This window comes from Gordonia liuliyuniae (assembly GCF_021739025.1).
Classification (GTDB): Bacteria; Actinomycetota; Actinomycetes; order Mycobacteriales; family Mycobacteriaceae; genus Gordonia; species Gordonia liuliyuniae.
The window spans coordinates 180,633-206,170 of the sequence record NZ_JAKKOT010000006.1 but is presented as its reverse complement, the minus strand read 5'-3'; the positions used below and the strand labels follow the sequence as shown (position 1 = coordinate 206,170).

24 protein-coding genes and 1 riboswitch are annotated in these 25,538 nt (G+C 66.8%); of the genes, 15 read left to right on the top strand and 9 right to left on the bottom strand.

The genetic code is table 11. The features are described from left to right. Positions 1–675, bottom strand: a complete 675-nt coding sequence (locus tag L5G28_RS14195) for a DUF3043 domain-containing protein (protein WP_237002095.1) — start codon at positions 673–675, stop codon at positions 1–3. Between the two features lie 59 nt (positions 676–734). Here L5G28_RS14195 and L5G28_RS14190 point away from each other — a divergent pair, with 59 nt between their 5' ends. The 3 genes from L5G28_RS14190 (at position 735) to L5G28_RS14180 (ending at position 3,384) form a co-directional block, all read left to right on the top strand. Then, positions 735–1,811: a glycerate kinase family protein gene (locus L5G28_RS14190; protein WP_237002094.1), complete on the top strand. Its 1,077-nt coding sequence runs from the start codon at positions 735–737 to the stop codon at positions 1,809–1,811. Between the two features lie 128 nt (positions 1,812–1,939). Beyond that, on the top strand, positions 1,940–2,290 hold the full coding sequence (locus L5G28_RS14185) for a HesB/IscA family protein (protein ID WP_236998555.1): 351 nt from the start codon (positions 1,940–1,942) through the stop codon (positions 2,288–2,290). Between the two features lie 125 nt (positions 2,291–2,415). Beyond that, positions 2,416–3,384 (top strand): carbohydrate kinase family protein, encoded by a 969-nt coding sequence (locus L5G28_RS14180; protein WP_237002093.1) that lies wholly within the window; start codon positions 2,416–2,418, stop codon positions 3,382–3,384. A gap of 45 nt (positions 3,385–3,429) precedes the next feature. Here the strand turns inward: L5G28_RS14180 and asnB are convergent, their stop codons facing one another. Continuing rightward, a complete protein-coding gene (asnB, locus tag L5G28_RS14175; protein WP_237002259.1) occupies positions 3,430–5,355 on the bottom strand; it encodes an asparagine synthase (glutamine-hydrolyzing) in 1,926 nt (641 codons plus the stop codon). A 313-nt stretch (positions 5,356–5,668) separates the two neighbouring features. Between asnB and ctaC the strand changes: the two genes are divergently transcribed. From ctaC to L5G28_RS14160, 3 genes are read left to right on the top strand one after another with little or no spacing between them, the layout of a single operon-like run. Next, positions 5,669–6,820 (top strand): aa3-type cytochrome oxidase subunit II, encoded by a 1,152-nt coding sequence (ctaC, locus tag L5G28_RS14170; RefSeq protein ID WP_237002092.1) that lies wholly within the window; start codon positions 5,669–5,671, stop codon positions 6,818–6,820. Beyond that, positions 6,820–7,236 (top strand): cytochrome c oxidase subunit 4, encoded by a 417-nt coding sequence (locus tag L5G28_RS14165; RefSeq protein ID WP_237002091.1) that lies wholly within the window; start codon positions 6,820–6,822, stop codon positions 7,234–7,236. Before ctaC ends, L5G28_RS14165 begins: the two co-directional genes overlap by 1 nt. A 38-nt stretch (positions 7,237–7,274) precedes the next feature. Continuing rightward, positions 7,275–7,802, top strand: a complete 528-nt coding sequence (locus tag L5G28_RS14160; protein WP_237002090.1) for a GNAT family N-acetyltransferase — start codon at positions 7,275–7,277, stop codon at positions 7,800–7,802. A 317-nt stretch (positions 7,803–8,119) separates the two neighbouring features. Here L5G28_RS14160 and qcrB read toward each other — a convergent pair whose 3' ends face one another. The 4 genes from qcrB to ctaE form a co-directional block, all read right to left on the bottom strand. Beyond that, positions 8,120–9,739, bottom strand: coding sequence for a cytochrome bc1 complex cytochrome b subunit (gene qcrB, locus L5G28_RS14155; protein ID WP_236998550.1), 1,620 nt, complete (start codon positions 9,737–9,739; stop codon positions 8,120–8,122). Beyond that, on the bottom strand, positions 9,736–10,902 hold the full coding sequence (gene qcrA, locus L5G28_RS14150) for a cytochrome bc1 complex Rieske iron-sulfur subunit (protein ID WP_237002089.1): 1,167 nt from the start codon (positions 10,900–10,902) through the stop codon (positions 9,736–9,738). Before qcrA ends, qcrB begins: the two co-directional genes overlap by 4 nt. Further along, on the bottom strand, positions 10,899–11,795 hold the full coding sequence (gene qcrC / locus L5G28_RS14145; RefSeq protein ID WP_237002088.1) for a cytochrome bc1 complex diheme cytochrome c subunit: 897 nt from the start codon (positions 11,793–11,795) through the stop codon (positions 10,899–10,901). The genes qcrA and qcrC overlap by 4 nt, the downstream gene beginning before the upstream one ends. 81 nt (positions 11,796–11,876) lie before the next feature. Continuing rightward, a complete protein-coding gene (ctaE, locus tag L5G28_RS14140; RefSeq protein ID WP_237002087.1) occupies positions 11,877–12,488 on the bottom strand; it encodes an aa3-type cytochrome oxidase subunit III in 612 nt (203 codons plus the stop codon). A gap of 150 nt (positions 12,489–12,638) precedes the next feature. On the opposite strand from ctaE, the gene L5G28_RS14135 reads away from it, so the two are divergent. Then, on the top strand, positions 12,639–13,088 hold the full coding sequence (locus L5G28_RS14135) for a hypothetical protein (RefSeq protein WP_237002086.1): 450 nt from the start codon (positions 12,639–12,641) through the stop codon (positions 13,086–13,088). Positions 13,089–13,184: 96 nt separating this feature from the next. Next, the gene (gene trpD / locus L5G28_RS14130; RefSeq protein ID WP_372477239.1) at positions 13,185–14,210 is read left to right on the top strand and encodes an anthranilate phosphoribosyltransferase; all 1,026 of its coding nucleotides are present in this window, start codon (positions 13,185–13,187) and stop codon (positions 14,208–14,210) included. Between the two features lie 35 nt (positions 14,211–14,245). Here trpD and L5G28_RS14125 read toward each other — a convergent pair whose 3' ends face one another. Both L5G28_RS14125 and L5G28_RS14120 read right to left on the bottom strand, forming a co-directional pair. After that, a complete protein-coding gene (locus L5G28_RS14125) occupies positions 14,246–14,524 on the bottom strand; it encodes an Lrp/AsnC family transcriptional regulator (RefSeq protein ID WP_237002084.1) in 279 nt (92 codons plus the stop codon). Further along, positions 14,521–16,299: a DEDD exonuclease domain-containing protein gene (locus L5G28_RS14120; RefSeq protein ID WP_237002083.1), complete on the bottom strand. Its 1,779-nt coding sequence runs from the start codon at positions 16,297–16,299 to the stop codon at positions 14,521–14,523. Before L5G28_RS14120 ends, L5G28_RS14125 begins: the two co-directional genes overlap by 4 nt. Before the next feature lie 568 nt (positions 16,300–16,867). After that, positions 16,868–17,059: riboswitch (cyclic di-AMP (ydaO/yuaA leader) on the top strand. A gap of 18 nt (positions 17,060–17,077) precedes the next feature. On the opposite strand from L5G28_RS14120, the gene L5G28_RS14115 reads away from it, so the two are divergent. From L5G28_RS14115 to L5G28_RS14100, 4 genes are all read left to right on the top strand, one after another. Beyond that, complete coding sequence (locus L5G28_RS14115) at positions 17,078–17,647, top strand: C40 family peptidase (protein ID WP_236998542.1); 570 nt, start codon at positions 17,078–17,080, stop codon at positions 17,645–17,647. Between the two features lie 151 nt (positions 17,648–17,798). Further along, positions 17,799–18,788, top strand: a complete 990-nt coding sequence (locus L5G28_RS14110) for a C40 family peptidase (protein ID WP_237002258.1) — start codon at positions 17,799–17,801, stop codon at positions 18,786–18,788. Then, a complete protein-coding gene (locus tag L5G28_RS14105) occupies positions 18,789–20,201 on the top strand; it encodes a peptidase MA family metallohydrolase (protein ID WP_237002082.1) in 1,413 nt (470 codons plus the stop codon). Beyond that, complete coding sequence (locus L5G28_RS14100; protein ID WP_237002257.1) at positions 20,201–21,319, top strand: glycosyltransferase family 4 protein; 1,119 nt, start codon at positions 20,201–20,203, stop codon at positions 21,317–21,319. Before L5G28_RS14105 ends, L5G28_RS14100 begins: the two co-directional genes overlap by 1 nt. 66 nt (positions 21,320–21,385) lie before the next feature. Here the strand turns inward: L5G28_RS14100 and L5G28_RS14095 are convergent, their stop codons facing one another. Further along, a complete protein-coding gene (locus L5G28_RS14095; protein WP_237002081.1) occupies positions 21,386–23,182 on the bottom strand; it encodes an AMP-dependent synthetase/ligase in 1,797 nt (598 codons plus the stop codon). A 133-nt stretch (positions 23,183–23,315) separates the two neighbouring features. Between L5G28_RS14095 and L5G28_RS14090 the strand changes: the two genes are divergently transcribed. From L5G28_RS14090 to L5G28_RS14080, 3 genes are read left to right on the top strand one after another with little or no spacing between them, the layout of a single operon-like run. Next, positions 23,316–23,723 carry a hypothetical protein gene (locus L5G28_RS14090; protein ID WP_237002080.1) on the top strand — a complete coding sequence of 136 codons (408 nt, stop codon included), beginning with the start codon at positions 23,316–23,318 and terminating at the stop codon, positions 23,721–23,723. Next, entirely contained in the window at positions 23,720–24,157 is a 438-nt protein-coding gene (locus tag L5G28_RS14085) for an SRPBCC family protein (RefSeq protein WP_237002079.1), read from the top strand. The genes L5G28_RS14090 and L5G28_RS14085 overlap by 4 nt, the downstream gene beginning before the upstream one ends. A gap of 20 nt (positions 24,158–24,177) precedes the next feature. Next, entirely contained in the window at positions 24,178–25,431 is a 1,254-nt protein-coding gene (locus tag L5G28_RS14080) for an ArsA family ATPase (RefSeq protein ID WP_237002256.1), read from the top strand. Positions 25,432–25,538 lie beyond the last annotated feature (107 nt).

The window sequence follows — 25,538 nt, the reverse complement described above, 5'->3', positions numbered from 1 at the left end:
CTAAACCTTGTCACCCGGCTTGACGAGCGGCTTCGGTGCGCGCATCATCCGCAGCTGCATAGCTCGGGTGAAGGCGTACCAGCCGAGACGGAATCGGCTCTCCTGCGTGTCCGGGTGGCGTTCCCGGACTCGCTTGTTCACCATGCGGCCGAGGATGTACGAGTCGATCGCCATGAACACGACGAACACCAGCAGCACAAGGTTCGCCAGGCCCGCGATCTGCGGGATCATGATCGCGACGATCAGGAACACCGCGAACGGCATGAACAGTCCTGCGAAGTTGCGGCGCGAGTCGACGATGTCGCGGGTCATCCGGCGGACCGGGCCCTTGTCGCGGGGCATCAGGTACTTCTCGTCGCCGCTCATCATCTTCTCGCGCTGCTCGAGGCGAGCCTCACGACGTTGCGCGCTGAGTTCCTTGCGTTCGCTCTTGCTCATCGTCGACTTGAGGGCCTTCTTGCGGGCACGGGCCTCGGCGCGGGTGGCCGGTGGCGGTGCCACGGGGCCGCGGCGCTTGCTCTGGGCGTCGCGCCGCTTCGGCGTCGGACGTCCCTTGCCGGGCGTCTGCGTCGGCTTCTCGAGCGACACCTCGTCGGCACGGGCGTCGTCGGTGGTCGGGGCGTCGTCGACGGTGTCGTCGGTGCTCGTCGCATCGGATTTCCAAGGCAGCTTCACGCCTTCGAGACTAGGCGATGACGGGCCGTCGTCTGGAATCGGGCGGTAGCCTGCAGCACATGAACCGACCAGCCGGTGCGTGCGGAGCGATGGTCGTGGTCGCGCCGGACGAGTACGGCGGGACGCTCACGGCGACCGAGGCCGCGGCCGCGATCGTCGACGGCTGGTCGTCGGTGCGGCGCGACGACCGGTTCGATGTGCTGCCGCAGTCGGACGGCGGCCCGGGCCTTGTAGCGGTCCTCGCCGCTGCGGGAGCGGTCGCGGTCCATACGGTGCGAGTGTCGGGGCCGTTGGGTGGCTCGGTGATCGCTCAGTATGGGATCGGCCTCGACGGGACCGCGTATGTGGAGGCGGCTCAGGCGTGCGGACTCACGATCCTCGGACGACAGCCGTCGCCGGAGACCGCTCTCGCCGCCACCACCATCGGGGTCGGCGAGTTGCTGCGCATCGTGATCGCCGACGGCGCCCGACGCATCGTCGTCGGGCTCGGCGGCAGCGCGACGACGGACGGCGGCCGGGGTGCCCTCGAGGTGCTCGGCGGGCCGGCGAGCGCCGCCGAGCTGCTGCGCGGGGTCGAACTGGTGGTCGCGTCCGACGTCGACAATCCGCTCCTCGGTCGGCGCGGTGCGGCGCAGGTGTTCGGTCCGCAGAAGGGGGCGGACGCGGCCACGGTCGCAGTGTTGGAGGCCCGGCTCGCCGCGTGGGCAGACGATCTGGCGCGGGCCGGACGCGACGTCCGCGACTCGCCAGGCGCGGGGGCTGCGGGTGGACTCGGCGCCGCGCTGCTCGAAGTCGGTGGTCGCCGCCGTGCGGGAACCGATGTCGTCGCGGATGCGACCGATCGTCGCCGGCGGCTCGCGGCGGCAGACCTTGTCATCACCGGCGAAGGGCGGTTCGACGCGCAGACCGCCCACGGCAAGGTCGTCGCGGCGCTCGCCGCCGACGCCCGACCCACGCCGCTCCTGGTCCTCGCGGGGCAGGTGTCGGGACAGGTGGAGATAGCCGGTGTGACAGGCGTCTGGTCGGTCGTCGAGCATGTCGGATCACTCGACTGCGCGATGAACGATCCCGGTCCGTCTCTGGCGAGCCTGGCCGCGCGCGTAGCAGCCGACTGGGGCCCAGCGGGCTTGCCGTGAGGATCGCCGGAAGGGGGACGCTGCGGGAATAACGCGATGGCGAGTACCGTTGTCCGTGTCAGACCGACGACGCCGGGTCCGCCAGATCCATGTCAGCGATTGACGACAGACGTATTCAAGGAGCGCTCATGACTGTCCAGAACGAAACCACCGAAGCCGGTATCGTGCTCAGCGACGCCGCAGCAGCAAAGGCGAAGGGCCTTCTCGACCAGGAGGGCCGCGACGACCTGGCACTGCGCATCGCCGTTCAGCCGGGTGGTTGCGCCGGTCTGCGGTACCAGCTGTTCTTCGACGATCGCCAACTCGACGGTGACGTCATCTCCGACTTCGGCGGCGTGAAGCTGGCCGTCGACCGGATGAGCGCACCCTACGTGCAGGGCGCGACCATCGACTTCGTCGACACCATCGAGAAGCAGGGTTTCACCATCGACAACCCGAACGCTACCGGCAGCTGCGCCTGCGGCGACTCGTTCAACTGACCTTCACCGGTCCGCACGACGGCCGCGACTCCCCACGGAGTCGCGGCCGTCGTCGTCGGTGCCCCCGCCGATCGTGACGCCACCCCGCTGATCGAGGAGAGTCGAGATCCCACTAGGTTGGACTGATGTTCATTGCCGTCTGTGGATCGCTCGCGACCGATCATCTGATGAAGTTCCCCGGAAAGTTCTCCGAACAACTGGTGGCCGACCAGCTCGAGCACATCTCGCTCAGTTTCCTCGTCGAGGACCTCGTCCTGCATCGGGGCGGTGTCGGCGGCAACATCGCGTACGCGCTCGGGGTGCTCGGCAATGAGCCGCTGCTGATCGGCGCGGCGGGCGGCGACTTCGATGACTACGAGAACTGGCTGTCCGAGCACGGCGTCGACTGCCGTGGCGTGCACCGCTCGACGACCAAGCACACAGCACGTTTCATGTGCACCACGGACGAGACGATGGCCCAGCTCGCCACGTTCTACGCGGGGGCGATGACTGAGGCAGGCGACATCGACCTCGTCGACGTCGTCGCCGACAAGCATCCGGACCTGGTGTTGATCGGCGCCGACGATCCGGCCGCGATGGCTCGCCACACTGCGGGGTGCCGTGCCGCGGGCATCACGTTCGCCGCGGACCCGTCCCAGCAGTTGGCGCGGTTGGACGGCGACGCCGCGCGTGACCTGATCGACGGTGCGGCCTACTTGTTCACGAACGAATACGAGTGGGGTCTCCTCAAGCAGAAGACCGGCCTGTCCGATGACGACATCGCGGGGATGGTCGGCGTCCGGGTGACGACGCTCGGCGCGAACGGCGTCGACATCTTCGACACCGACGGGACGACGACCCACGTCGACGTGGTCCCGGTGAACGCACAGATCGACCCGACGGGTGTCGGGGACGGCTTCCGCGCGGGTTTCCTGACGGGTGTGAGCAAGGGGTTGACCTACGAGCGATCCGCCCAACTCGGCGCGATGATCGCGACCCTCGTCCTCGAATGTGAGTCGACCCAGGGGTGGGAGTGGGACGTCGAGTCGGCCGAGAAGCGTCTGTCCGCCGCGTACGGCGCAGAAGCCGCGGCCCAGATTCGCGCCGTCCTCTAGTCCTGCTGTCCTCTAGTCCCCGCCGTCCTCTAGCCTGTGGAGTGGCTAGAGCCGCACGGGGTAGTCGTGGTCCTCGATCGCCGGGACGATCGTCCCGTCGACGAAGATCCCGTACCAGAGCATGAAGCAGATGACCGTCCAGATCCGTCGACTGTTGTCGACGGTTCCGGCGCGGTGCTCCTCAAGCATCTGCAGGGTGAACGCCTTGTTGAAGATGTGGTCGGTGTCGGACGTCGCGATGAGCTCGCGCGCCCAGTCGTACATCTCGGTGCCCGCGAGCCAGTGACGCAGCGGCACCGGGAAGCCGAGTTTGCGGCGGTGCAGGACGTGCGGCGGCACGATCTGCTCAAGGGCCTTGCGCAGCGCGTACTTCGTGGTGTCGTGGGAGATCTTCTCGTCGAACGGAAGCTGTTCGGCGATGTCGAAGACCTCCTTGTCGAGGAACGGCACACGGAGTTCCAGTGAGTGCGCCATGTTGATCTTGTCGGCTTTGACGAGGATGTCGCCGCGCAGCCACGTGAACAGGTCCAGGTGCTGCATGCGGGTGACGGGGTCGAGGCCCTCGCTCATCCGGTAGATCGGGGCCGTCACGTCCTGGTGCATCCAGTCGTCGCGGAAATTGCGGAGAACCGCACGCAGGCGTGCGTCGTCGAAGCTACGGGCATTCCCGTAATAGCGTTCCTCCAACGACAGCGAACCGCGGTGCAGGAGACTCTTGCCGCGCGTGCCTTCGGGGATCCGATCGGACACCTTGCCTGCGAGACGACGCAGACCGCCCGGAAGCTTGTCGAAGGATTTGAGCGACAACGGCTCCTTGTAGATCGTGTACCCGCCGAACAGTTCGTCGGCGCCCTCACCCGAGAGCACCACCTTGACATGCTTGCGGGCTTCGGCGGCCACGAAGTAGAGGGGGACGAGGGCCGGATCGGCGACCGGATCATCGAGGTACCAGATGATCTGGGGGAGTGCGTCGATGAACTCGCGCGGCGAGACGACCTTCACGATGTGGCGGGCGCCGATCGCGGCCGCCGATTCGGCTGCCACGTCGACCTCCGAGTAGCCGTCGCGCTCGAAGCCGGTGGTGAAGGTGATCAGATCCGGATTGTGCTGGATGGCGAGCGCCGCGATGGCCGTCGAGTCGATGCCGCCGGACAGGAACGAGCCGACCGTCACGTCGGCGCGCATGTGTTTGGCGACCGAATCGCGCAGCACGTCGGCGATCTCGTCGTACCGCTTCTGTGCGGTGTCCGGCGTGAACGGACGGACCGGGAACTTCGGGTCGAAGTACCGGGTTACCCTCGGCGCGAGCCCGGGCCGCAACGTCGCGTAGCAGCCGGACTCCAGGCGCGTGATGTTCGCGTGGAGCGTCTCGGGCTCGGGCACGTACTGCAGCACCGTGTAGTGCTCGATCGCGCGGTCGTCGAGTTCATGGCCGAGGCCGAGGCGGTCGAGGACTTCGAGGAGGCTCTTCTTCTCGCTGCCGAACGCGGTCCCCGCGGCGCTGGTCGCGAGGAACAGCGGCTTGATGCCGAACCGGTCGCGCGCCAGGAACAACTCGCGTGTCTGCGTGTCCCAGACCGCGAACGCGAACATGCCGCGCAGTTTGCGGACCACCTCCGGACCCCAGTGGTGAAAGCCCGCGACGATCGACTCGCCGTCGCCCTCGGTGCGGAACTGTGTACCGAACTCGCGTGCCAGTTCCTCGCGGATCTCCAGATAGTTGTAGATCTCGCCGTTGAACACCAGGGCGTAACGGTCGGGATTGTCGGCGGGGCCCCAGCGCAGCGGCTGGTGTGAGTGCTCGATGTCGATGATCGACAACCGGTTGAAGCCGAGCACGATATCGTCGTCGTTCCATGTGCCGGGTTCGTCGGGGCCGCGGTGTCGCATGCAGTGCGCTGCCGACGCGATCAACTCCGCGGTGGATCCCGCCGAGGCGTCGCTGGTGAGCATTCCGAGCAAGCCGCACACGCTGACCAGCCTCATTTCCATCGATTGCAGATACATGGGACGCGACCAGCCGAATACCGCTCGCGCGCCGCGTCCACTATGCCGTAGAAGCACGCCGAGGTGCGACATCTCGCGCCCCACATGAGGTCGACGCCACGCCGGACGTGAGCGTATTCGCAGGTCGCGCGACGCAGCGCCGAAATCGGCTGACCCAATAGAGAACTCCTCCGCGGGTTGGACTACGCTGCGTAGTTACTAGGTGCAAGAATTGCGCAAGGAGTGGTTTGCTCCGCCGTGCGAACCTTGTGGAACAGCTCCCTGCCAGCAGGAAGGCGTGAAATTGACGAACCGTGGACGGCCGTCGGCACGACGTGGAGTACCCGCGTCGCGCACGATCAAACGACTGAGTGCCCTCGCGGTCCTGGGCGTCGTCGTGCTGATGACGTCGGGTTGCAGTGCCGAAGAGGCCTTGCGTTTCGGTTGGCCTGAAGGGGTCACCCCCGAAGCCCACGACATGCGGGTGTTCTGGACGTGGTGTGTCATCGCCGCTCTGGCGATGGGCGTGCTGGTCTGGGCTCTCATCTTCTGGACCATCACCTTCCACCGCGCGAAAGAGACCGAGAGCGACGACGAGGTCATCCCGCGTCAGACCGCTTACAACGTGCCGCTGGAGCTGGCGTACACCGCCATCCCGTTCGTGCTGATCGCAGTGATGTTCTACTTCACGGTCGTCGTGCAGAACAACGTGGAGAAGGAAGAGGACAACCCTGCCGTTGTCGTCGACGTCACCGCGTTCCAGTGGAACTGGAAGTTCGGCTACAACTCCGTGAAGATCGGGGACGACCAGCTCGTCAACGCGAAGGACTCGCGCAACGGTGAGCCGTTCGAGTTGCAGATTCCGAAGTATCGGGAGCACGAAGGCGAGAAGGAACTCATCAAGGGCGCGGCCGGCGGCCGTTCCAATGAGGAGCGCAAGTACCTGAAGTTCGACAAGATCGAGACCCAGGGCACGTCGTCGACAATCCCGGTCCTCGTCCTCCCGACGGACACTCGCATCGAATTCGATCTCGCTGCCGCGGACGTCGTCCACTCGTTCTGGGTTCCCGAGTTCCTGTTCAAGCGTGATGTGATGCCGTTCCCGGCGCAGAACCACACAGACCCGAGCTTCCAGATCAGTTCGATCGACCGTGAGGGCGCATTCGTCGGACGTTGTGCGGAGATGTGCGGTACCTTCCACGCGATGATGAACTTCGAGGTCCGCGCGGTCAGCCCGGCCGACTTCGCGAGCTACATCAAGTACCGCTCCGAGAACCCCGAGGCGTCGAACGCGCAAGCGCTCCACTCGATCTGCCAAGTCCCCGAGTCCGTGACGACCGTGCCGTTCGATTCGCGACGCGTCTCCAACGATCAGACTCCGAAGGATCTCGGTGACGCGAACAACACCAAGGTCGCGGGTTGTGTGCAGGCCAAGGAAGGTACGAACTGATGAAGGTCGAAGCACGGATCTTTGAAATCCTCGCGATGTTCTTCGTCGTGATGGGCATCATCTACGCGATCTGCACGTACTTCTACCGGACCGGCGTCGAATGGACCGGCGTGGTGTGCATGTTCTTCGCGGGTGGACTCGCGCTGATCGCAGGCACCTACTTCCGCTTCGTCGCACGCCGCGTCGAGATCCGGCCCGAGGACTACGAAGAGGCCGAGATCGAAGACGGCGCAGGCGAGCTGGGATTCTTCAGCCCGCACAGCTACTGGCCGATCGCCATCGCCGCCAGTGCGACGCTCTTCGCGATCGGTTTCGCGACCGCGAACTTCTGGTTCGCGGTCGCCCTGGTGGTCGCGATCATCGGCACCGTGGCAGGGCTCGTCTTCGAATACCACGTGGGTCCCGAGAAGCACTGAACCACGAATCATCCGCCGAAGCCGCATCCGGATACCGGGTGCGGCTTCGTCATACCCATCAACTCTCTGCCGCCGAGCGGGACACGCTGCGAGCGTTTCTCTCCGACGCGTTCGACGGTGACTTCGCCGACTCCGACTTCGACCATTGTCTCGGCGGCCTCCACGTCCTGGCGGACGATCATGCGGGGATCGTCGGCCACGCGTCCGTCGTCCAACGGCAGCTCATCGCGGGTGCCACCGTGCTACGCACCGGGTATGTGGAAGCGGTCGCGGTCGCGTCCCGCAGACGTCGGGAGGGGATCGGAGACGCGCTCATGGTGTGCGTCGAGGACGTGATAGCCGACGCCTACGACCTCGGGGCGCTGAGCGCATCCGACGACGGCCGTCCCCTGTACCTGCGCCGCGGGTGGGAGCCGTGGAACGGCCCGCTCGGCGTCCTCACACTCGACGGCGTGCGACCGACCGCCGACGAGGATTCGATTCTGGTGCTGCGAACGCCGACACACGCGGGCGTGGACACCACCCGACGTCTGGTCTGCGATCCACGCGCCGGATCTGCGTGGTAGGCGGCGCTGAGACACAGCCGTCGCCATCTCCTCGCGGCGGTGCCGTCGATGGCGCGCGCGGTAGCGCAAGTGGGGGAGGGGAGTCGACGACGTTGCTGTCGGACGCGGCGATCGTCGACGGTGTTTCGACGAGCAAACGTGTCCGGTCACACCGCGAGTGCAAGCCCGCCTGGCCATTCCTGTCGGTAGCGGCATTGGATGCGCCGCGCGACCGCTGAGCCAGATATACGACTGAGCCTCCAAATACGACTGAGCCTCCAAATACCACGATGGCCGCCTCGCGAATCGCGAGGCGGCCATCGTCGTAGAGAACCGACCTAGTCGAGCGGGTTTCCGCCCTTGGCCTGCAGCTCCATGATCGCCTTCTTCTCGGCATCGTGCTGCTCGTGCGCGATACGCGCATTCTGCGCCTGCTCCTCGGCGGTGTCCGGGACCAGGACGGTACCGGTGCCGGGCGAGCCCGCAGAGCCGAGCTTGTTCATTCGCTTCGGCAGCGCGGCGCCCTCGTAGGGGAGCGGAATCGGATGGCCGTGGTCGTCGACCGGGCCGAGCGGCTGGTGCGTCTCGATGTACTCGCCCTGCGGCTCGCGACGGATGATGCCCGTCTCGATGCCGTGGGAGAGGACGGCGCGGTCACTGCGCTGCAGCGAGAGAGCCCAGCGGTAGGTGATGAAGTACACCAGCGGGGGCAGGACGATCATGCCGATACGTCCCATCCACGTCGTCGCGTTCAGCGAGATGCTGAACTTGAGCGCGATGATGTCGTTCATGCACATCAGCGTGAGGATGATGTAGAACGTCAGGGCCATCGCACCGACCGCCGTGCGGACCGGAGCGTCACGCGGGCGTTGCAGCAGGTTGTGGTGGGCGTAGTCGCCGGTGAGCTTCTTCTCGATCCACGGGTAGCCGAACAGCAGCCCGAACATCACACCGATCACCAGGACGACCCAGAACACTGCGGGCACCGTGTAATTGCCCAGGTAGAGCTCCCACGCAGGCATCAGACGTGCGAAACCGTCAGTCCACATCATATATATGTCCGGCTGCGAACCGGCGGAGACTTGAGCCGGGTTGTACGGGCCGATATTCCAGACCGGGTTGATCTGGAAGACGCCTGCGATCAGGGCCAGGAAACCGAAGACGATCGCGAAGAAGGCGCCGCCCTTGGCCGCGAAGACCGGGAGGATGCGCACGCCGACGACGTTCTTCTCAGTACGGCCGGGGCCGGGGAACTGGGTGTGCTTCTGGTACCAGACGAGCGCGAGGTGAGCACCGATCAGAGCCAGGATGATGGCCGGGAAGATCAGGATGTGCAGCACGTACAGGCGCGGGATGATGATGTCGCCTGGGAAGTCGCCGTTGAACAGCGCCCACTGGACCCACGTACCGACCAGCGGGATCGACAGGACGATGCCCGACATGGCGGCGCGAACACCGGTGCCCGACAGGAGGTCGTCCGGCAGCGAGTAACCGAAGAATCCCTCGAACATGGCCAGCAGCAGCAGGAAGCAGCCGATGATCCAGTTCGCTTCACGCGGGCGGCGGAACGCGCCGGTGAAGAAGATGCGAGACATGTGCAGGATGATCGACGCGGCGAACAGCAGAGCTGCCCAGTGGTGGATCTGGCGCACGAACAGACCGCCGCGGACCTCGAATGAGAGATTCAGGGTGGTCTCGTAGGCGCGACTCATCGTCACACCGTTGAGGGGCTGGTACGCGCCGTCGTACTGGACGTGCGCCATCGACGGATCGAAGAAGAGTGTGAGGTAGGTGCCCGACAGCAGCAGGATGATGAAGCTGTAGAGGGCGACCTCACCGAGGAGGAACGACCAGTGGGTCGGGAACACCTTGTTGATCTGGCGGCGCATGCCGGCAGCGAGGTGATACCTGGAGTCGACCTCTTCTGCCTGCGTGGCGAGGCGGTCGGCGACTGTCATGACTTACGCTCCCAGAATGCCGGTCCGACGGGCTCGATGAAGTTTCCTTCGTTGATGGTGCTGTTCGCGACCATGTAGCCCTGGTTGTTGACAGTGATAGGCAGCTGAGCCAGCGCGCGTGCAGCGGGACCGAAGACCGGCTTGCAGAACTCCAGTGCATCGAACTGCGACTGATGGCACGGGCACAGGACGCGGTGCGTCTGCTGCTCGTACAGCGACGTCGGGCAACCGAGGTGGCTGCAGACCTTCGTGTACGCGTAGTAGTCGCCGAAGTTGAAGCTCTCCTGGCCGCGTCGCTTGATGACCTTCGCGTTGTCCTCGGGGCGGAAACGGATCAGCATCACTGCGTTGCGGATGCCGCGGATCCCCTCGAGGAGCTTATGGCGTGACTCCTCGGTGTCGCCGTAGCCGTCCGAGACGCGCCACGGGAACACCGTCTCCATGGCGCCGGCGTCCAGATCTTCGGGGCGCACGAGCGCCACCTGGTACGGGTTGCCGGTGTCCCGACGCAGGAAGACGGTCTCGCCCTTGGCCTCGTTGAAGATCGGCGACCAGCCGGTGTTCCAGAGGGGTGCGTCGTCGCGCTTGGCCCACGGATTCTTGATGAAGCCGCCGACCGCGGCGACACCGCCGGCGAGACCCAGTGCGCCGAGGCCGAAGGCCGCGGAACCGAGGATCACCTTGCGGCGACCGAGGGTGCTCGTTTCGGCAGTGTCCTTGAGTTCGGCGACGACCGTCTGCTTGTCGACTTCGGTGGATCCGCCGTCATGGCGGTCCTGCACCGAGATCTCCTGCGGGATGAAACGCTTGGTGATCTGGATGACGCCGAAGCCGAATGCGAGAATCGCGCCGCCGAAGGTGACGCCGAGCAGCGGGGTGTAGAACGTGTACGCCCAGTAGCCGTCTTCCTCCGGCATGGTGAATTCCCACCGGTTCCAGATGAAGAGGGCGAAGCCCGCGATGGCGAGCAGACCGGAGATGACGAACCAGATCGCGACGGCGAACTCGGAGCGCTTCTCAGCCTTGGTGCCCGCCTCGGGGTAACGCTCGGTGCGGTGAATGATCTCCACCCCGTCGAGGTTCGTGCCGAGACGGACCTTGTCTTCGTGAGACATCTCCGCGAGTTCCTCGTCGGACGGGATGTCCTTATTCGAATCGCTCAATTTCGTGATCCAATCCACATGGCGCCCGCGATGATGACCGCTGCGCCGACAACCCACATGACCATGCCCTCAGAGGCCGGGCCGAAACCGCCGAGACCGTAGCCGCCCGACGGGGCAGCAGTGTCCGCGTAGCGGATGAAGCCGATGATGTCCTTCTTCTCGTCGATCGACAGCTGACGATTGGAGAACTTCGGCATGTTCTGCGGACCCGTAAGCATCGCGGTGTACAGCTGCTGCGGGTTCACATCGCTCAGCGGGGGAGCGAACTTGCCGCCCGAGAGCGCGCCGCCACGGCCAGTGAAGTTGTGGCAGGACGCGCAGTTCATCCGGAACAGCTCGGAACCGCGACCGAGGTCGTCACCGCGCAGCTGATCCATCTGTAGCTCGGGGAAGCCGTTCTCGTCGCGCTTGATCTGGCCGTCCTCGTTGAGGACGTACATCGCGCGCGGACCGCCGCCCATCGCCTGGACGTAGGCGCCGAGCTGGTCGATGTCTGCTTCGGTGAATTTGGCGGGCTTACGGTGTGCCTGGGCCTCACCGCGCATCGCCGGCATACGGCCGGTCGAGACCTGGAAGTACACGGCGGCGTCGCCGACACCGATCAGCGAGGGGCCACGGTCGGTGACGCCCTCGAGGTTCGCTCCGTGGCAGGTGATGCACGACGTGTCGTACAGCTGCTTGCCTGCACTGATCAAGCTCGACTCTTTATCGTCAGCGGTGGCGACCTGAGGCTTCGGACTGAGCAGTCCGGCGATCAGGCCGGTGGCCACGAGGCCGAGGAGCAAGAAGATCGTGCCGGTGGCACGACGGCGGAGCTTACGACGCGCTTTGGCACGCGACGGCGTCGACGCCGTGTCGCGCGGCTTCGGCGAACTCGGTGGAGATGATCTCATCGGTGACTCTCTACTAAGCGGTTGGACTGGTTTCTGGTGAACCGGGCTGAACGGTTCTGGGCTGAACGGTTCTGGCCGCCGTTACCGGATGAAGTAGATGACCACGAACAGGGCGATCCACACGACGTCGACGAAGTGCCAGTAGTACGACACGACGATCGCGGCAGTGGCTTGAGCCGGCGTGAACTTCGACAAGCGCGTCCGGATCAGCAGGAACACGAAGGCGAGGAGGCCTCCGATGACGTGCAATCCGTGGAAGCCGGTCGCCATGTAGAAGACCGAGCCGTATGCGTTCGAGGAGAGGGTCAGACCCTCGCCGACCAGCTGCGAGTACTCGTACGCCTGGCCGCAGACGAAGAACGTGCCCATCACCAAGGTGAGCGTGTACCAGCGGCGGAGACCGTATACGTCACCGCGCTCAGCAGCGAAGACGCCGTACTGGCAGGTCACCGAGCTGAGAATCAGGACGAGGGTCACCGGCACCGCGAGTGCCAGGTTCAGGTGCGCGGGCGGTTGGGGCCACCCGTCGGCGGCATTGGCCCGCGCGACGAAATACATCGCGAACAGGCCGGCGAAGAACATCAACTCGCTCGACAACCACACGATGGTGCCGACGCTGACCATATTCGGACGGTTCAGCGAGTGCACGCGTGAGGTGATGGCGGTTCCGGAGTTACCCACAGCGCTAGTCACACAAGAAGTATGACGGTTCGTAGTAACCGATTTCCAGCGGGGTCGGTAAATCGGTTCGCCGCGGAGTCTCCGTGCAGGTAGGCGCGGTCCGGGCGGCGGGGTCCGGCGTGTCCTATCGGCGGCGACCGATCGCGTGGTTTGCTCGTTGCCATGATTGGAGAGTCAGGGGACGGCGTGTTCGGCCGGATTGCCAAGATGTTCCGGCGCGGCGGCGGTGCGGGGCGGGTTCTCTCGCCGGAGGACCCCGACCTCGTCGTCGTGGTGCGCAGCGACGACGACGCGGTCGCCACCTCAACGGTACTGGAGTCCGCTGAATTCGAGTCGGCGTCACCGGTTGTGCTTCGTCATCTGATCGCAGTCCCCGCGTCGGCGGTCGCGAGCGCGACGGCCTCCGCTGCGTTGGAGGGGTACGTTGCGACGGAACGGCTCGACGACGATCCGCCCGCCCAGCCGCCGCTCGTGCCGGTCGCGCTGTCGAGGGTGCAGCGGGCGGACGCGCGGACCGTCTCGCAGGAGCGGTCCCGGGTCGCGAGCCTCGCATCGCGCAACGGTGGCGTCGGTCTCGGGTGGGCCGTCCTCGACGTTCTGCCGGATCGATAGGCTGGTCGCGTGAGCACCCCCGAATTCGCCGAGAGCACTCCCGCCGACGCGGTCACCCCGTCGACTTCTGCAGATACTGCACATACGTGGCCGCGGATTCTCGGCAGGATCACCGACGGCTTCGACCTGTCGGTCGACGAAGCCGCATGGGCGATGCACGAGATGATGTCCGATGCGGCGACCGGCGCACAGATCGGCGCGTTCGGTGTCGGCGTGAAGATGAAGGGGGCGGCAGCGGACGAGTTGCGCGGCCTGGCCGACGCGATGCTGGCGATGGCCAACCGGATCACGTTGTCCGAGGAGGCCGTCGACATTGTCGGCACCGGAGGCGACCGGTCGCACACCGTGAACATCTCGACGATGGCCTCGGTAGTCGTGGCGGCCGCGGGAATCAAGGTCGTCAAGCACGGCAATCGCGCGGCGTCATCGAAGAGCGGCGGAGCCGACGTGCTCGAAGCGCTCGGCGTCGCCATCACGCTCGGTCCGGACGCGGTGACGGCCTGCGTGGAGGAACTCGACATCGGGTTCTGTTTCGCCCCCGTGTTCCATCCGGCATTCCGCTTCATCGGTCCGCCGCGCAAACAGATCGGCATCCCCACGATCTTCAACGTGCTGGGTCCGCTGACGAACCCGGCGTCGCCGCAGGCGAGCCTCATCGGATGCGCGTTCGACGATCTTGCGCCGGTTCTCGCCCAGGCATTCGTCGACCGCGGCAACCGCGTACTCGTGGTCCGCGGCGATGACGGTCTCGACGAGATCACCACCACGACCACCACGAGCGTCTGGCAGGTCGTCGCCGGGCAGATGCGCAGGTTCACGCTCGACCCGCGCGACCTCGGCATCGACCTGGTCGAACTGGCTGCGCTGCAGGGCGGGGACGCCACCGTGAACGCACGGATCGCCCGTGAACTCTTCGACGGAGCGCGCGGAGCGGTCCGCGACGCAGTAACCGTCAATGCGGCGGCTGCGATCGTCGCCTACGAACAGACTGTCCTGTACGACGAAGCCGGCCTGCTCGCCGCGCTGCGTGCTGCCGTCGCTCGGGTGGAGGAGATCATCGACTCCGGCGCCGCCGCGCGGCTGCTCGACGATTGGGCCGCGCTGACGCGCAAGCTCGCCTGAACGGTCGACCCGGCCAGCCGTCTAGTCGGCGCCGATCAGTCTTCGCCGATGGAGAAGCCGCCGTCGACCTCCGCGCTCGCATAGCTGCGGAACGCGATGTGGGTGGCGCTGGTGCGGACTCCGGGCAGCCGGTTGATCTTGCCGGTGACGACGTCGGCGATCTCGTCATGGTCGCGGACCCTGACCTTCGCGATCAGGTCGACGTCGCCTGCACAGGAGTAGACCTCGGTGACGCCCGGAATATCGGCGACCGCCTGTGCGGTCTCGGGAATCTGGTGGATGTCGGCCCCGATGAGAACGATGGCGGTGATCATGCCCCAACTCTAGCGGGCAGCGGCATCGGCGCATCTCTCGCTCGCCGGGCCGCGAGGGCGAAGTCGGTCCAGCGCTGCGCCGAGCCGATCGGCGACGACAGGGGATCGGTCGCGCTGACCAGTCGTGTGCCCGGCTCGCCGATCCACCGCTCGATCAGCGAGAGCTCTTCGGCAGGCGCGCCGCCGAGTGGCCCGGCGTCGACGGGCTCGACGACGGTCCGCGCGCCAGCCGTCATCATCTCGATCACCGGCAGCGGCGGCACCCCGCGTGCGGCGTGCGCTGCGCCCGCCAGTCGGCCGTATCGGACGACACACAGCTTCCAGCCGCCGCCGTCGTCGGGCCGGGCGACGACGATTTCGCGGATGCGGGCGATCACGGCGAGACGTTGAGAACGGGCCAGGACGTCGACGGTCGCCGCGAGGCGGTCTCGTGCGCGGGCGGCCGACTCGAATCGTCGCGTGTCGGCGAGCAGCTGTAGCCGCCGGTGAAGATCGACGAGCAACGCATCCGACCCGCCGGCCATGAGGACGCGGGCCGCTTCCACACGGCAGAGGTAGTCGGGCAGGGTCTGCGGCCGGTCGCTCGCCGCGTGACACAGACCGGGACGGTGTGTGATGAGCGGGTCGGGGAGTCCGACGGCCGACGCGTCACCCGGACACCAGTGGTGGTCGGCGCGCTTGAGGTTCTGTGTGCAGCTGCGCAATCCGGCCGCCGCGCTGATGACGTCGGCGACGTCGGCGGCGACTGCGCGGCTGTGCACGGGCCCGATCGCGTCCGGTACGGGCGTCCGGCTGACGGACAGGCGAGGAAACCGTTCGCGGGTGAGATTGACCCACCACCCGCGGTGCGGGTTGCGGGACCGCCTGTTGTACACGGGTTTGTGTGCGGCCAGGAGTGTCAGTTCGCGTACGCCTGCCTCCAGGTCGTGTGCGCACACGACGTGCTCGACGCGTTCGGCGAGCGCGACCATCTCGCTCATCCGGGCACGCGTGTCCGACCCCGAGAAGTATGAGGAGACGCGGCGACGAAGATCCACCGCCGTCCCGACATAGAGGACTTCGTCGCTCGGTCCGCGAAACAGATAGACGCCGGGGCTCCGCGGCAGACCGGCCGCCATCGAACGTTTGGCCCGCATCGCGGGCGTCGCACGCGGGAGGTAGTCGGTGAGATCACGATAGGTGTGCACTCCGCGGTTCCCGACCCGTTCGAGCAGCCGATGGAACACGTCGACGGTCGCGCGGGCGTCGTCGAGCGCGCGGTGGGTCGGGCGAACCGACACCTCGAACAGGTCGGCCAACGCCGACAGCTTGACGCTCGGCGCCTCCTCCCGGGTGAGGATGCGCCGCGCCATCGCCACCGTGCACAGGGACGTGGTGAACGGCCACGGCAGATCCATCCTCGCGGCCGCCTTGCGGAGGAACGCGGTGTCGAAGCGCGCGTTGTGCGCGACGAGGATCGCGCCCTGCGCGAACTCCGCGAACGCGGGCAGTACTTCTTCTACGGGTGGCGCGTCGTAGGTCATCGCGGTGGTGATCCCGGTGAGCGCGACGATCTGCGGCGGAATCGCACGGCCCGGGTCGACGAGTGTCGCGAACTCCCCGAGGACCTCGCCGCCCCGGATCTTGACGGCCCCGATCTCGGTGATGGCGTCCGTCTCCGAGCTTCCGCCCGTCGTCTCCAGATCGACGACGACGAGCGTCGTGTCGAACAAGGATCTGTCGGCGAACTCGTCGTCATCGTCGAGGTCGGCGAACGAGAGCTGTCCGGTGGTCATGGACCGCACGGTAGGGGACCCCTCTGACATCGAACGTCCGCCGAGGCGCGCGATCGCACCCGAGGGCGACTGTCGAACGAAACTGTCGGAGGGGATTCGTAGTCTGCACCCGAGGTCGAGGTAATCCGACCTCCTCGCGACACGCCGGCACCGGCGGAACGCGCGAAGATCGTGCCAACGAACATCAAATGAGAGGCGGATCACAATGCGAATCGACTGCGCCACCTGTCCGGCCCGGAATCGCGAATGCGACGGGTGCATGATGCAAGTCCTGTTCGACCCTGTCACCAGCGCATATGGCTCCGACGGCGACTCGGCGGAGATCGTGTCCGCCGTTGATGTGTTCGTTGCCACAGGCATGATTTCGGACGAATCGGCACGCAGTGCAATAGCCGCTGTCTCTGCAGGTCACCGCGCGTTCGAGCTGGATGCGCGGGACTGGCTCCGTGCGGTCTGACACGACGGTGTGTCGCATTCGTGTCGAGGCTGGTGGACATCGGCGGCAGGGTTTCGTAATCTTTTCGAGACTTTCCACTCAGGGTGATCAACCAGTTACTGGGAGACATCCGGAGGGTCACCGCCTAATCGCCTTCACCCTCCGAAGGCGAACCGGGGAACCACTTCTTTCACGGGCGTGTGAAAACGCGCCGGCGAATCGGGGTGAATCGCGGTCGCAGGTCGCCTAGATCTACGGACGCGTAGGGCCATCTCTTCCGGCCCGAACCCGACAGCTAACCCGGTCGGCGGTCAGGGAGACAACAAGGAGTTCTGAAGTTCAGTGGCTAAACACCGTTTGGACAAGCCCGGCGCCGGCCGCAAGGTCGCCACGACTGCGGTAGTCGCAGGCTCGATCGCCATCGGCGGGTCGCTTGCGCTCGCAGCTGGCCCCGCGGACGCCGCGCCGATCAACATCCCGGGCGTCGGCAAGTTCGACGTCCCCGAGAATCTGCTTCCGAAGGTGCCGAAGGTCAACCCGCAGGGTCCGATCGGCACACCGCAGCAGGTTCGCGCTCAGAAGGCGCTGCACTACGCGGAGTCGAAGATCGGCTCGCCGTACGTGTACGGCGCTTCCGGCCCCAGCGCTTTCGACTGCTCCGGACTGACCTCGTGGGCATACCGGCAGGCAGGCAAGACCATCCCTCGTGACAGCTACGGCCAGATGGGCGGCGGCACCTCGATCGCCTCGCTCGCAGCCGCCCGTCCCGGTGACGTCCTCGTGTTCAACGGTGGCGGCCACGTCGGCCTGTACGCGGGCAACGGCATGTTCGTCCACGCCTCGACCGAAGGCGTGCCCGTCAAGCGTGACAAAGTCAAGAACTGGAGCGTGACGAGCATCCGCCGCTACTGAGCGGTGACGTCCGTCGTGAACTCTTGAACCGGGCGGGCCATGCGCGATATGCGTGTGGACCCGCCCGTTCGGTATTAAGGAACATGTGGTGGATCAGAGGAATCGAAGGGCCGGACGCCGGACGGCTCGCGCGACCGCGCTCGGCGCGGTGATGTTGGCGACCGTGTCGCTGGCTCCGGTCGCACCCGAGGCGGCTGCGGAGCCGTCGCGCAACGCGAACCAGATCCTGACCCACTACCGTGAACTCTCCCGCGACGCGGAGCGGACCACCGAATCGATGAACAAGGCGCAGCACGAGTACGACGTGCAGCGCAAGACTGTCATCGTGCAACGTCGCGCATCGGCGAAAGCGAGCAAGAAGCTCGACGCGATGAGCGAGCAGATGGCGTCGGCGCAGGAGAAGGTCGACGCGCTCGCCCGCGCCAGCTACCGTGGGGCGCGCGTTAACCGCCTCTACGCGATGCTCGTCAGCGACTCCCCACAGAGCCTCCTGGACAATATGTCGGGTCTCGAGGTCATGTCGCGGCAGTCGGCGGCCGACCTGCGGTCGATCACGGCGGTCGCCCGTAAGACGCGGGAAGCCAAAGCGAACGCCGACAAGTCGGCCCGGGACGCCAGCGAAGCCGTCGCTGTCGCGGAGAAGCAGCGCGGTCGCCTGCAGGCCAAACAGGCCGACCTCCAGCTCGAAGCGGTCCAGATCCGGGCCATCTACAAGTCACTGACCGGCAGGCAGCTCGCTGCCCTCCGTGGACCGAAGTACAAGTTCGACGCGAGCGCAGTCCCCAAGGGGACGTCCCCAGCGCTCGTCGCTCTTCAAGCCGCGATCTCCCGGATCGGCGACCCGTATGTGTGGGGCGCGACCGGGCCGCACCAGTTCGACTGTTCGGGACTGATGCTGTGGGCGTATAAACAAGCGCACAAGACCATTCCGCGCACCAGCGAGGCCCAGCTCGGCGGCGGCACACCGGTCGACCGCAAGGATCTCAAACCGGGCGACCTCATCATTTACTACCCGGACGCCTCCCACGTCGGGATGTACGTCGGCGATGGTTTCGTCGTCCACGCCTCGACGTTCGGTGTCCCCGTGGCCGTCGTCCCCGTCGACAAAGCGGGCCCGTACAACGCTGCGCGACGGTACTGAGTGGCCGCCGTCGCGCCTCGTACTGCAGCGGCGGCTGTCGCAGTCGCGTTGGCCGTCGTCGGAACGGTCGCCGGATGCTCGGATTCGTCCGACCAGTCGAGCACCTCGTCGACCAGTGTCGCGTCGACGCCCCTCAACCCGTTTGAACAGCAGCGGACCGACGGAGTCGGCGCTCTGCTCGACGAGCTCTCGTCGGTGCTCCGGACCGGTGATCGCGGCGGAGTCGACGCGCTGATCGACGATGCGGCGCCCCAGTCGACCATCGACCGCCTGCACACCGTTGCCGCAGCGTTCGCGCCGGGCAAGAACCGCGGACGGCGGGGAGGCCCCCTCGCGACGACATCGTTCAGCTACCGTGTGGCGCCGAGTGACGGGCCCGAATGGCAGGTCGATCCGGCGCTGGCCGCCGAGGTCGACGAGGCCGGATCGAGCGACACGTGGGTGACGCCCGTCGAACTCACCTATGCGCTCGGCGGTTCGTCGACGCCGGGCCTCGCCGAACCCGAAGTGACGCTGACCGAGACGATGGTCTTCGCCCGTTACGGCGACGACTGGAAGGTGCTCGGCGACGCGTCGGCCGCAGTGGATCCCCGGCCGACGACGACTGGGCCGCAGCCGCCCGCCGAAGTCGGGCCGTGGGAGTTCACGGGGCTGGCCGCGGCCGACGTCCACACGGCGGGCGGCACCTCGCCGGTCCTCTCATACCCGAACACCGAGAAGGCAGTCGCGCGCATCGAGTCGATCCTGCCGAAGGCGGTCACCGCGGTCAGCAAGTTCTGGGGTGACGACTGGACGCAGAAGGCCGCGATCATCGCGACCGGCGACCAGAACGAGTTCTCCGGTCTGACCCGCACGGCCGCGAGCGATACCGCCGTGGCCGCGGCCGCCACGGTGTTCTCGCGCATCGACAGGCGTACCGACCAGGTCATCGGACAGCGAATCGTGCTCTCGCCCAACGCCGTCGACCTACCCGAACCGGCGCTCGCCGTCGTTCTGCGGCACGAACTCATGCATGTCGCGACGCGACTGACCACGTCGGAGATCTCTCCGATGTGGTTGACCGAAGGCGTCCCCGAGTACGTCGGACGGAGCGGGACGTATCGCGAGTTTGTCGACGCCGCACCGGATCTCGCGGTGGAAGTCGCGGCAGGCCGAGTTCCGAAGAAGCTGCCGGTCGACTCGGACTTCGCGGTCGACACCGACGCCGCCCGCGTCGCCTACCAGAGTGTGTGGTCGTTCGCCGCGTTCATCGCCGACAAGTACGGCGAACCCAAGCTCAAAGACATGTACCGCAAGATGACCGCTGCCGGCGACACCCCAGCGATGGACGCCGCGATGAAGACGGCAGTCGGGCACGACAAGAATGCGTTGGTGAAGCAGTGGCAGACATGGTTGCGCGTCCAGGCCAGATGATGGGGACGACGCTGCTGGTGACGAACGATTTTCCGCCGCGGGCCGGCGGCATCCAGTCGTACCTCGAGAACCTGCTGCGCTTCGTCCCGCCGGAGAACGTCGTCGTGTACGCGCCGAAATGGAAGGGCTCCGACGAGTACGACGCCGCGGCCCCGTACCCGATCGTGCGGCACCGTACGTCGCTGATGCTCCCGACCCCGTTCGTCGCGCGCCGGGCCGCGCGACTGGTGCGCGAGCACGACGTCCACACCGTCTGGTTCGGTGCGGCAGCCCCGCTCGCGGTCCTCGCGCCGCGGCTGCGCAAGGCGGGCGCTCGCCGTATCGTCGCCAGCACCCACGGTCACGAGGTCGGCTGGTCGATGCTCCCCGGAGCGCGCCAGGTGCTGCGGTACATCGGCGTCCACACCGATGTCGTCACCTATGTCAGCAGGTACACGCGTGGGCGCTTCTCCTCAGCGTTCGGTCGGGACGCCGCACTCGAGTACGTGCCGTGCGGCGTGGACACGGACCGGTTCGCGCCCGACGCTGCCGCCCGGAGGGAACTGCGGGAGCGATACGGGATCGGTGACGCACCGGTCGTACTGTGCCTGTCTCGGCTGGTGCCTCGCAAAGGTCAGGACGTGCTGGTCCAGGCGTGGCCGTCGATTCTGCGGGAGGTGCCGGACGCCCGGCTGATGATCGTCGGCGGCGGACCGTACGGCGATCGCCTCCGTGAACTGGCCGCGCAGACCGGAGTGGCCGACTCGGTGACGTTCACCGGATCGGTGCCTGCCGACGAACTGCCGAAGCACCACGCGATGGCCGACGTGTTCGCGATGCCGACCCGTACGCGTGGCGGCGGCCTCGACGTCGAAGGTCTCGGCATCGTCTTCCTCGAGGCGTCCGCGAGCGGAGTGCCTGTCGTCGCAGGCGATTCGGGCGGCGCACCCGAGACAGTCCACGACGGGGTGACCGGCACAGTCGTCGACGGCCGCGACCGGGAGCGGGTCGCCGAGGCGATCACGACGCTCCTGAAAGACACCGAGCTGGCGGCTGCGATGGGCGCGAAGGGCCGTGCGTGGACCGTCCAGCACTGGCAGTGGCGGCAGCAGGCCGCCCGGCTGATGCGATTGCTCTAGTGCCTCGTATCGCCGTGCGGCGGGCGGAGCCGAGAGTTCGACTCCGCCCGATCGGCAAGGAGCACCCTACTTCGTGTACAGGGCTTCGATGTCGTCGGCGAAGTTCTCGGCGACGACGTTGCGCTTGACCTTCAGCGTCGGCGTGAGTTCTCCGGTCTCCTCGGTGAAGTCGCTCGGCAGGATCCGGAACTTCTTGATCGCCTCCGCGTGGGAGACGCTCTCGTTGGCCAGATCGATGGCGGCTTGAACTTCGGCGACAAGTTCGGCGTCGCCTGCCAGGTCCGCGACCGAAGCGCCTGCGTCCTTGCCGTTGCGTGCCTTCCAACCCTCGAACGTCTCGGGGTCGATCGTGATGAGCGAAGCGATGAACGGCTTCTGGTCGCCGACGATCATCGCCTGCGACACCAGCGCATGCGTGCGGACGAGGTCCTCCATCGGCGCGGGGGACACGTTCTTGCCACCGGCGGTGACGATGATCTCCTTCTTCCGGCCGGTGATCGACAGGTAGCCGTCGGCGTCGAGGGTCCCGATGTCCCCGGTGTGGAACCATCCGTCGGTGAGCGCAGCGGCCGTCGCCTCGTCGTTGTGCCAGTACCCGGAGAACACGACCTCGCCGGACAACAGGACTTCGCCGTCGTCGGCGATGCGGACCGCGTTGCCGGGCAGCGGGCGTCCGACAGTGCCCACCCGCACCTCGTGCGGGGTGTTCACGCAGATCGCGGCGGTCGTCTCGGTGAGACCGTAGCCTTCGTAGACGGGGATGCCCACGCCGCTGAAGAAGTGTCCGAGATGCGGTCCGAGCGGTGCGCCGCCGGAGATCGCGAGCTCGCACCGGCCGCCGAGCGCCGCACGCAGCTTGCGGTAGACGAGCTTGTCGAACAACGCATGCTTACCGCGCAGCACCAGACCCGCATCCGAACCGGCCTTCGAGAACTCGACGGCTGTGTCGGCTGCGAGATCGAAGATCTTGCCCTTGCCCGAATCGTGCGCGCTCTGGCGCGCCGAGTTGAACACCTTCTCGAACACGCGCGGCACCGACAGGATCAGCGAAGGCTGGAACTGCGCGAAGATCGGCAGCAGATCCTTCGTGTTGTTCGTGTAGCCGACCTCGACGCCTGCTTCGATGGCCACCAGGTTGATGGCGCGGGCCAACACGTGAGCCATCGGTAGGAACAGGAGCAGACGCTTCTCGGGTCCGAGGAGCGTGCCCATCGATGACTCGAGGACGCCGCCGATCTCGCCGAGCATGTTGGCGTGCGTGAGCATGCAGCCCTTAGGGCGTCCGGTGGTGCCCGAGGTGTAGATGAGGGTCGCCGGGTCTTGCGACGTCAGGAGGCGGCGGCGGTCGTCGAGCTGCTGGTCGGTGACGGTGGCGCCGCGTTCGGCGAACAGATCGACGATGCCCTCGCCGTTCGGGGCGTCGATTCCGAAGACCTGGACGGCGTCGGTGACCGATTCGAGGCCGTCGACCACCGCGCGGTGCGCAGGCGTCTCGACGACGATCGCGACCGCGCCCGAGTCGCGCAGGATCCAGTCGATCTGCGGGCCCGACGACGAGTCGTAAATCGGGACCGGGACCGCGCCTGCAGACCAGATCGCGAAGTCGATCAGCGTCCACTCGAGACGAGTAGAGGACAGGAGGGCCACGCGGTCGCCCGGCTCGATGCCCGAAGCGATGAATCCCTTGGCGAGCGCCCGGACCCGCTCGACGGCGTCTCCCGCCGACAGAGCGAGCCACTGGTCGCCCTGCTGAACGCGGAACACGGTCTTGCCGGGCGTCGCCGCGGCGATGTCATAAAGGACGTCGGCCGAATTCCGCTCCTTCGGTGTGACGAAACCTGCGGGGACACGGCACTCAGCCATTGAAAACACCTTCCGGAGCGATCTATGTGACAAGACGCGTTGGTCCATCAAGCTGAAGTCTAATCTGCCGTCGGCGGCGTGACGTGCCCGAGGCGGCTTTCCCCTTTCGTCGCCGGTATGTGATGCTGTTTCGGTGACGAGCATCCAGGTGGCCGACGACGCTTTCGTCGCTGCCTCCGTGTCGCTGGCAGGGGCCGTCGTCGGCGACCGCGCCCGCTGGCGTCGGTGGTGGCCGGACCTGACTCTGGAGGTCGCCGAAGATCGAGGCGACGAAGGTGTGCGCTGGCGCGTATCGGGTCCGGTGACCGGCACCATGGAGATCTGGTGCGAGAAGCGGATGGACGGGTTCATCCTTCACTACTTCCTGCACGCCGAGCCGGCAGAACCGCTGCCGACCGAACCGCGAGCCTGGCTGGACGCCGTCGCCGAACTCAACCGTGTACGCCGAATCGCCGGAAAGGTGATGGCGTTCGAGGTGAAACAGACTCTGGAAGCCGGTCGCGCGGCAGGTGCGCCCGCAGTCGGGGAGGCCGTGGCATGAGTGACCACACCGAACAGTCGACGGTCGTCGGGGCAGACGTCGACGCCGTCATGTCCGTCATCGCCGACTTCGAGAAGTATCCGGAGTGGGTCGGCGCGGCGCGGGAGGTGACGGTGCTCGAACGTGACACCCGCGGCCGCGGTACCCATGTCCGCTTCGTTCTCGACGCAGGTGTTCTGGCCGACACCTACGAGTTGCGGTACCAGTGGTCCGACGACGGCTCATGGGTGTCGTGGGGGTTGGTGTCCAGTGAACTGCAGCGCGACCAGCAGGGCCGCTACCAACTTGCCCAGCAGGTGCCGGGGTCGACGAAGGTCACCTACACGTTGACCGTCGATCTCCAGATCCCGATGATCAGTCAGCTCAAGCGGCGCGCGGAGAAGGCGATCACCGAGGCCGCACTCAGTGACCTCAAGAAGAGGGTCGAAGGCTGATCGATCTCGCTGACATCCATCTGGTGCTCGGGCCCGGTGGCTCGGGCGTCTCCGTGCTGGCCGCCGCAGCCGCGCTCACGGGAGTCCCGTCGTCGCAACGCGGCGCGGTGCTGCCGATCGCCGGCCAGCAGCGCGACACCCTGCTGATCACGCTCGATGCACGCTCTCCGGTGCCGTCGTGGTTGGGTGTGTACCGCGTGCCCGGCGAGCCGGTTCCGGTGACGTCGGGTGTCGACCTCCTGCATGTGGAGCACCTCGATGTGATCGAGCAGGCGTGGACCGAGTTCACCGCGGCTCTCGCCGCACTCACCGCTGGTCGGGGCGCGTTGCCGGTGGTCGGCACGCTCGCGTCCATCGCGTCCGGCGAGCTCACCGACCTGCCGGGCGCGGCCGAGTTCCTGCTGCTGCGCCGAGTCCGCGATGCGGCGACCTCCGGTCGTTGGCGGCGCATCGTCGTCGACGTGTCGGGCGTCGGGGACCCGTTCGCGCTGTTGCGCGCGCCGACGGTCCTGTCCGCCGCGATCGACCGGATGTGGCCGCGGGCAACCCGACTGGCTCAGGCCGGTGAGAAGCCGGTCCTCGCGCAACTGTCCGCCGCGGTCGAAGGCATCGATCGAGACTGCCAAGACCTCGCCGACTTGTTCACCGACCCGCACTCGGTGGCCGCTCACCTCGTGATCGACCCGTCAGAGCGTGGACGCCGCGCGGTCGCCGACCTGGTGGCCGTCGCGGATCTGACCGCGCTGCCTCTGCGATCGGTACTGGTCAGTTCGGGCGATCGGGACAGGCCGACAGCGGACACCGCCGAGATGGTGCGCCGACTTCTCGGCGACGTCGACGATGTGCGAGTGCAGGAAGTAGCGTCTGCCGGAGTCCTGGACCGACTCGCCCGGATCCACAAGGTGTCGGTGCCGGTGCCCGCACCGAGCGGCCGACCGTACGGCAGCGGTGCGCTGACCGTGGCGAAGCTCGCCGGCGACGGCGTCGACACTGTCTTCGAACTCAAGTGGCGGCAGCGGATGCCCGAACCGGAACGGCTCCGGCTCGGCCGGTCCGGCGACGATCTGCTCGTCGCGGTCGCCGGATTCCGGCATCCGGTACGGCTTCCGTCGGTGCTTCGCCGCTGTCGGGTGACCGGTGCGGAGTGGGCCGACGACGTGTTGCGGGTGCGGTTCACCCCGAACGCCGCGGTGTGGCCCGCCGGTCGGCGACACACCGGCGGGGCGGGAGCGTCGTCGACTGCCGGGTCCGCCGAACCGGATCTGCCCGAGTGAACGCTCCCAGTAGGATCGTCACACGCGGTCGCTGACCTCCGCCGTCGGTGGATGCCGACGCGCCCGGTATCGTTCGTGTTCCCGCACCCGCCCGCCGACCGACCACG

Coding starts and splice junctions, on each gene's coding strand:
- L5G28_RS14110 (WP_237002258.1), top strand. CDS start 17,799: ATGTTGGCGACCGTGTCGCTGGCTCCGGTCGCACCCGAGGCGGCTGCG.
- L5G28_RS14180 (WP_237002093.1), top strand. CDS start 2,416: ATGTTCATTGCCGTCTGTGGATCGCTCGCGACCGATCATCTGATGAAG.
- L5G28_RS14085 (WP_237002079.1), top strand. CDS start 23,720: ATGAGTGACCACACCGAACAGTCGACGGTCGTCGGGGCAGACGTCGAC.
- L5G28_RS14125 (WP_237002084.1), bottom strand. CDS start 14,524: ATGATCACCGCCATCGTTCTCATCGGGGCCGACATCCACCAGATTCCC.
- qcrC (WP_237002088.1), bottom strand. CDS start 11,795: ATGAGATCATCTCCACCGAGTTCGCCGAAGCCGCGCGACACGGCGTCG.
- L5G28_RS14095 (WP_237002081.1), bottom strand. CDS start 23,182: ATGGCTGAGTGCCGTGTCCCCGCAGGTTTCGTCACACCGAAGGAGCGG.
- L5G28_RS14165 (WP_237002091.1), top strand. CDS start 6,820: ATGAAGGTCGAAGCACGGATCTTTGAAATCCTCGCGATGTTCTTCGTC.
- L5G28_RS14135 (WP_237002086.1), top strand. CDS start 12,639: ATGATTGGAGAGTCAGGGGACGGCGTGTTCGGCCGGATTGCCAAGATG.
- L5G28_RS14190 (WP_237002094.1), top strand. CDS start 735: ATGAACCGACCAGCCGGTGCGTGCGGAGCGATGGTCGTGGTCGCGCCG.
- L5G28_RS14185 (WP_236998555.1), top strand. CDS start 1,940: ATGACTGTCCAGAACGAAACCACCGAAGCCGGTATCGTGCTCAGCGAC.
- L5G28_RS14120 (WP_237002083.1), bottom strand. CDS start 16,299: ATGACCACCGGACAGCTCTCGTTCGCCGACCTCGACGATGACGACGAG.
- qcrB (WP_236998550.1), bottom strand. CDS start 9,739: ATGACAGTCGCCGACCGCCTCGCCACGCAGGCAGAAGAGGTCGACTCC.
- L5G28_RS14100 (WP_237002257.1), top strand. CDS start 20,201: ATGGGGACGACGCTGCTGGTGACGAACGATTTTCCGCCGCGGGCCGGC.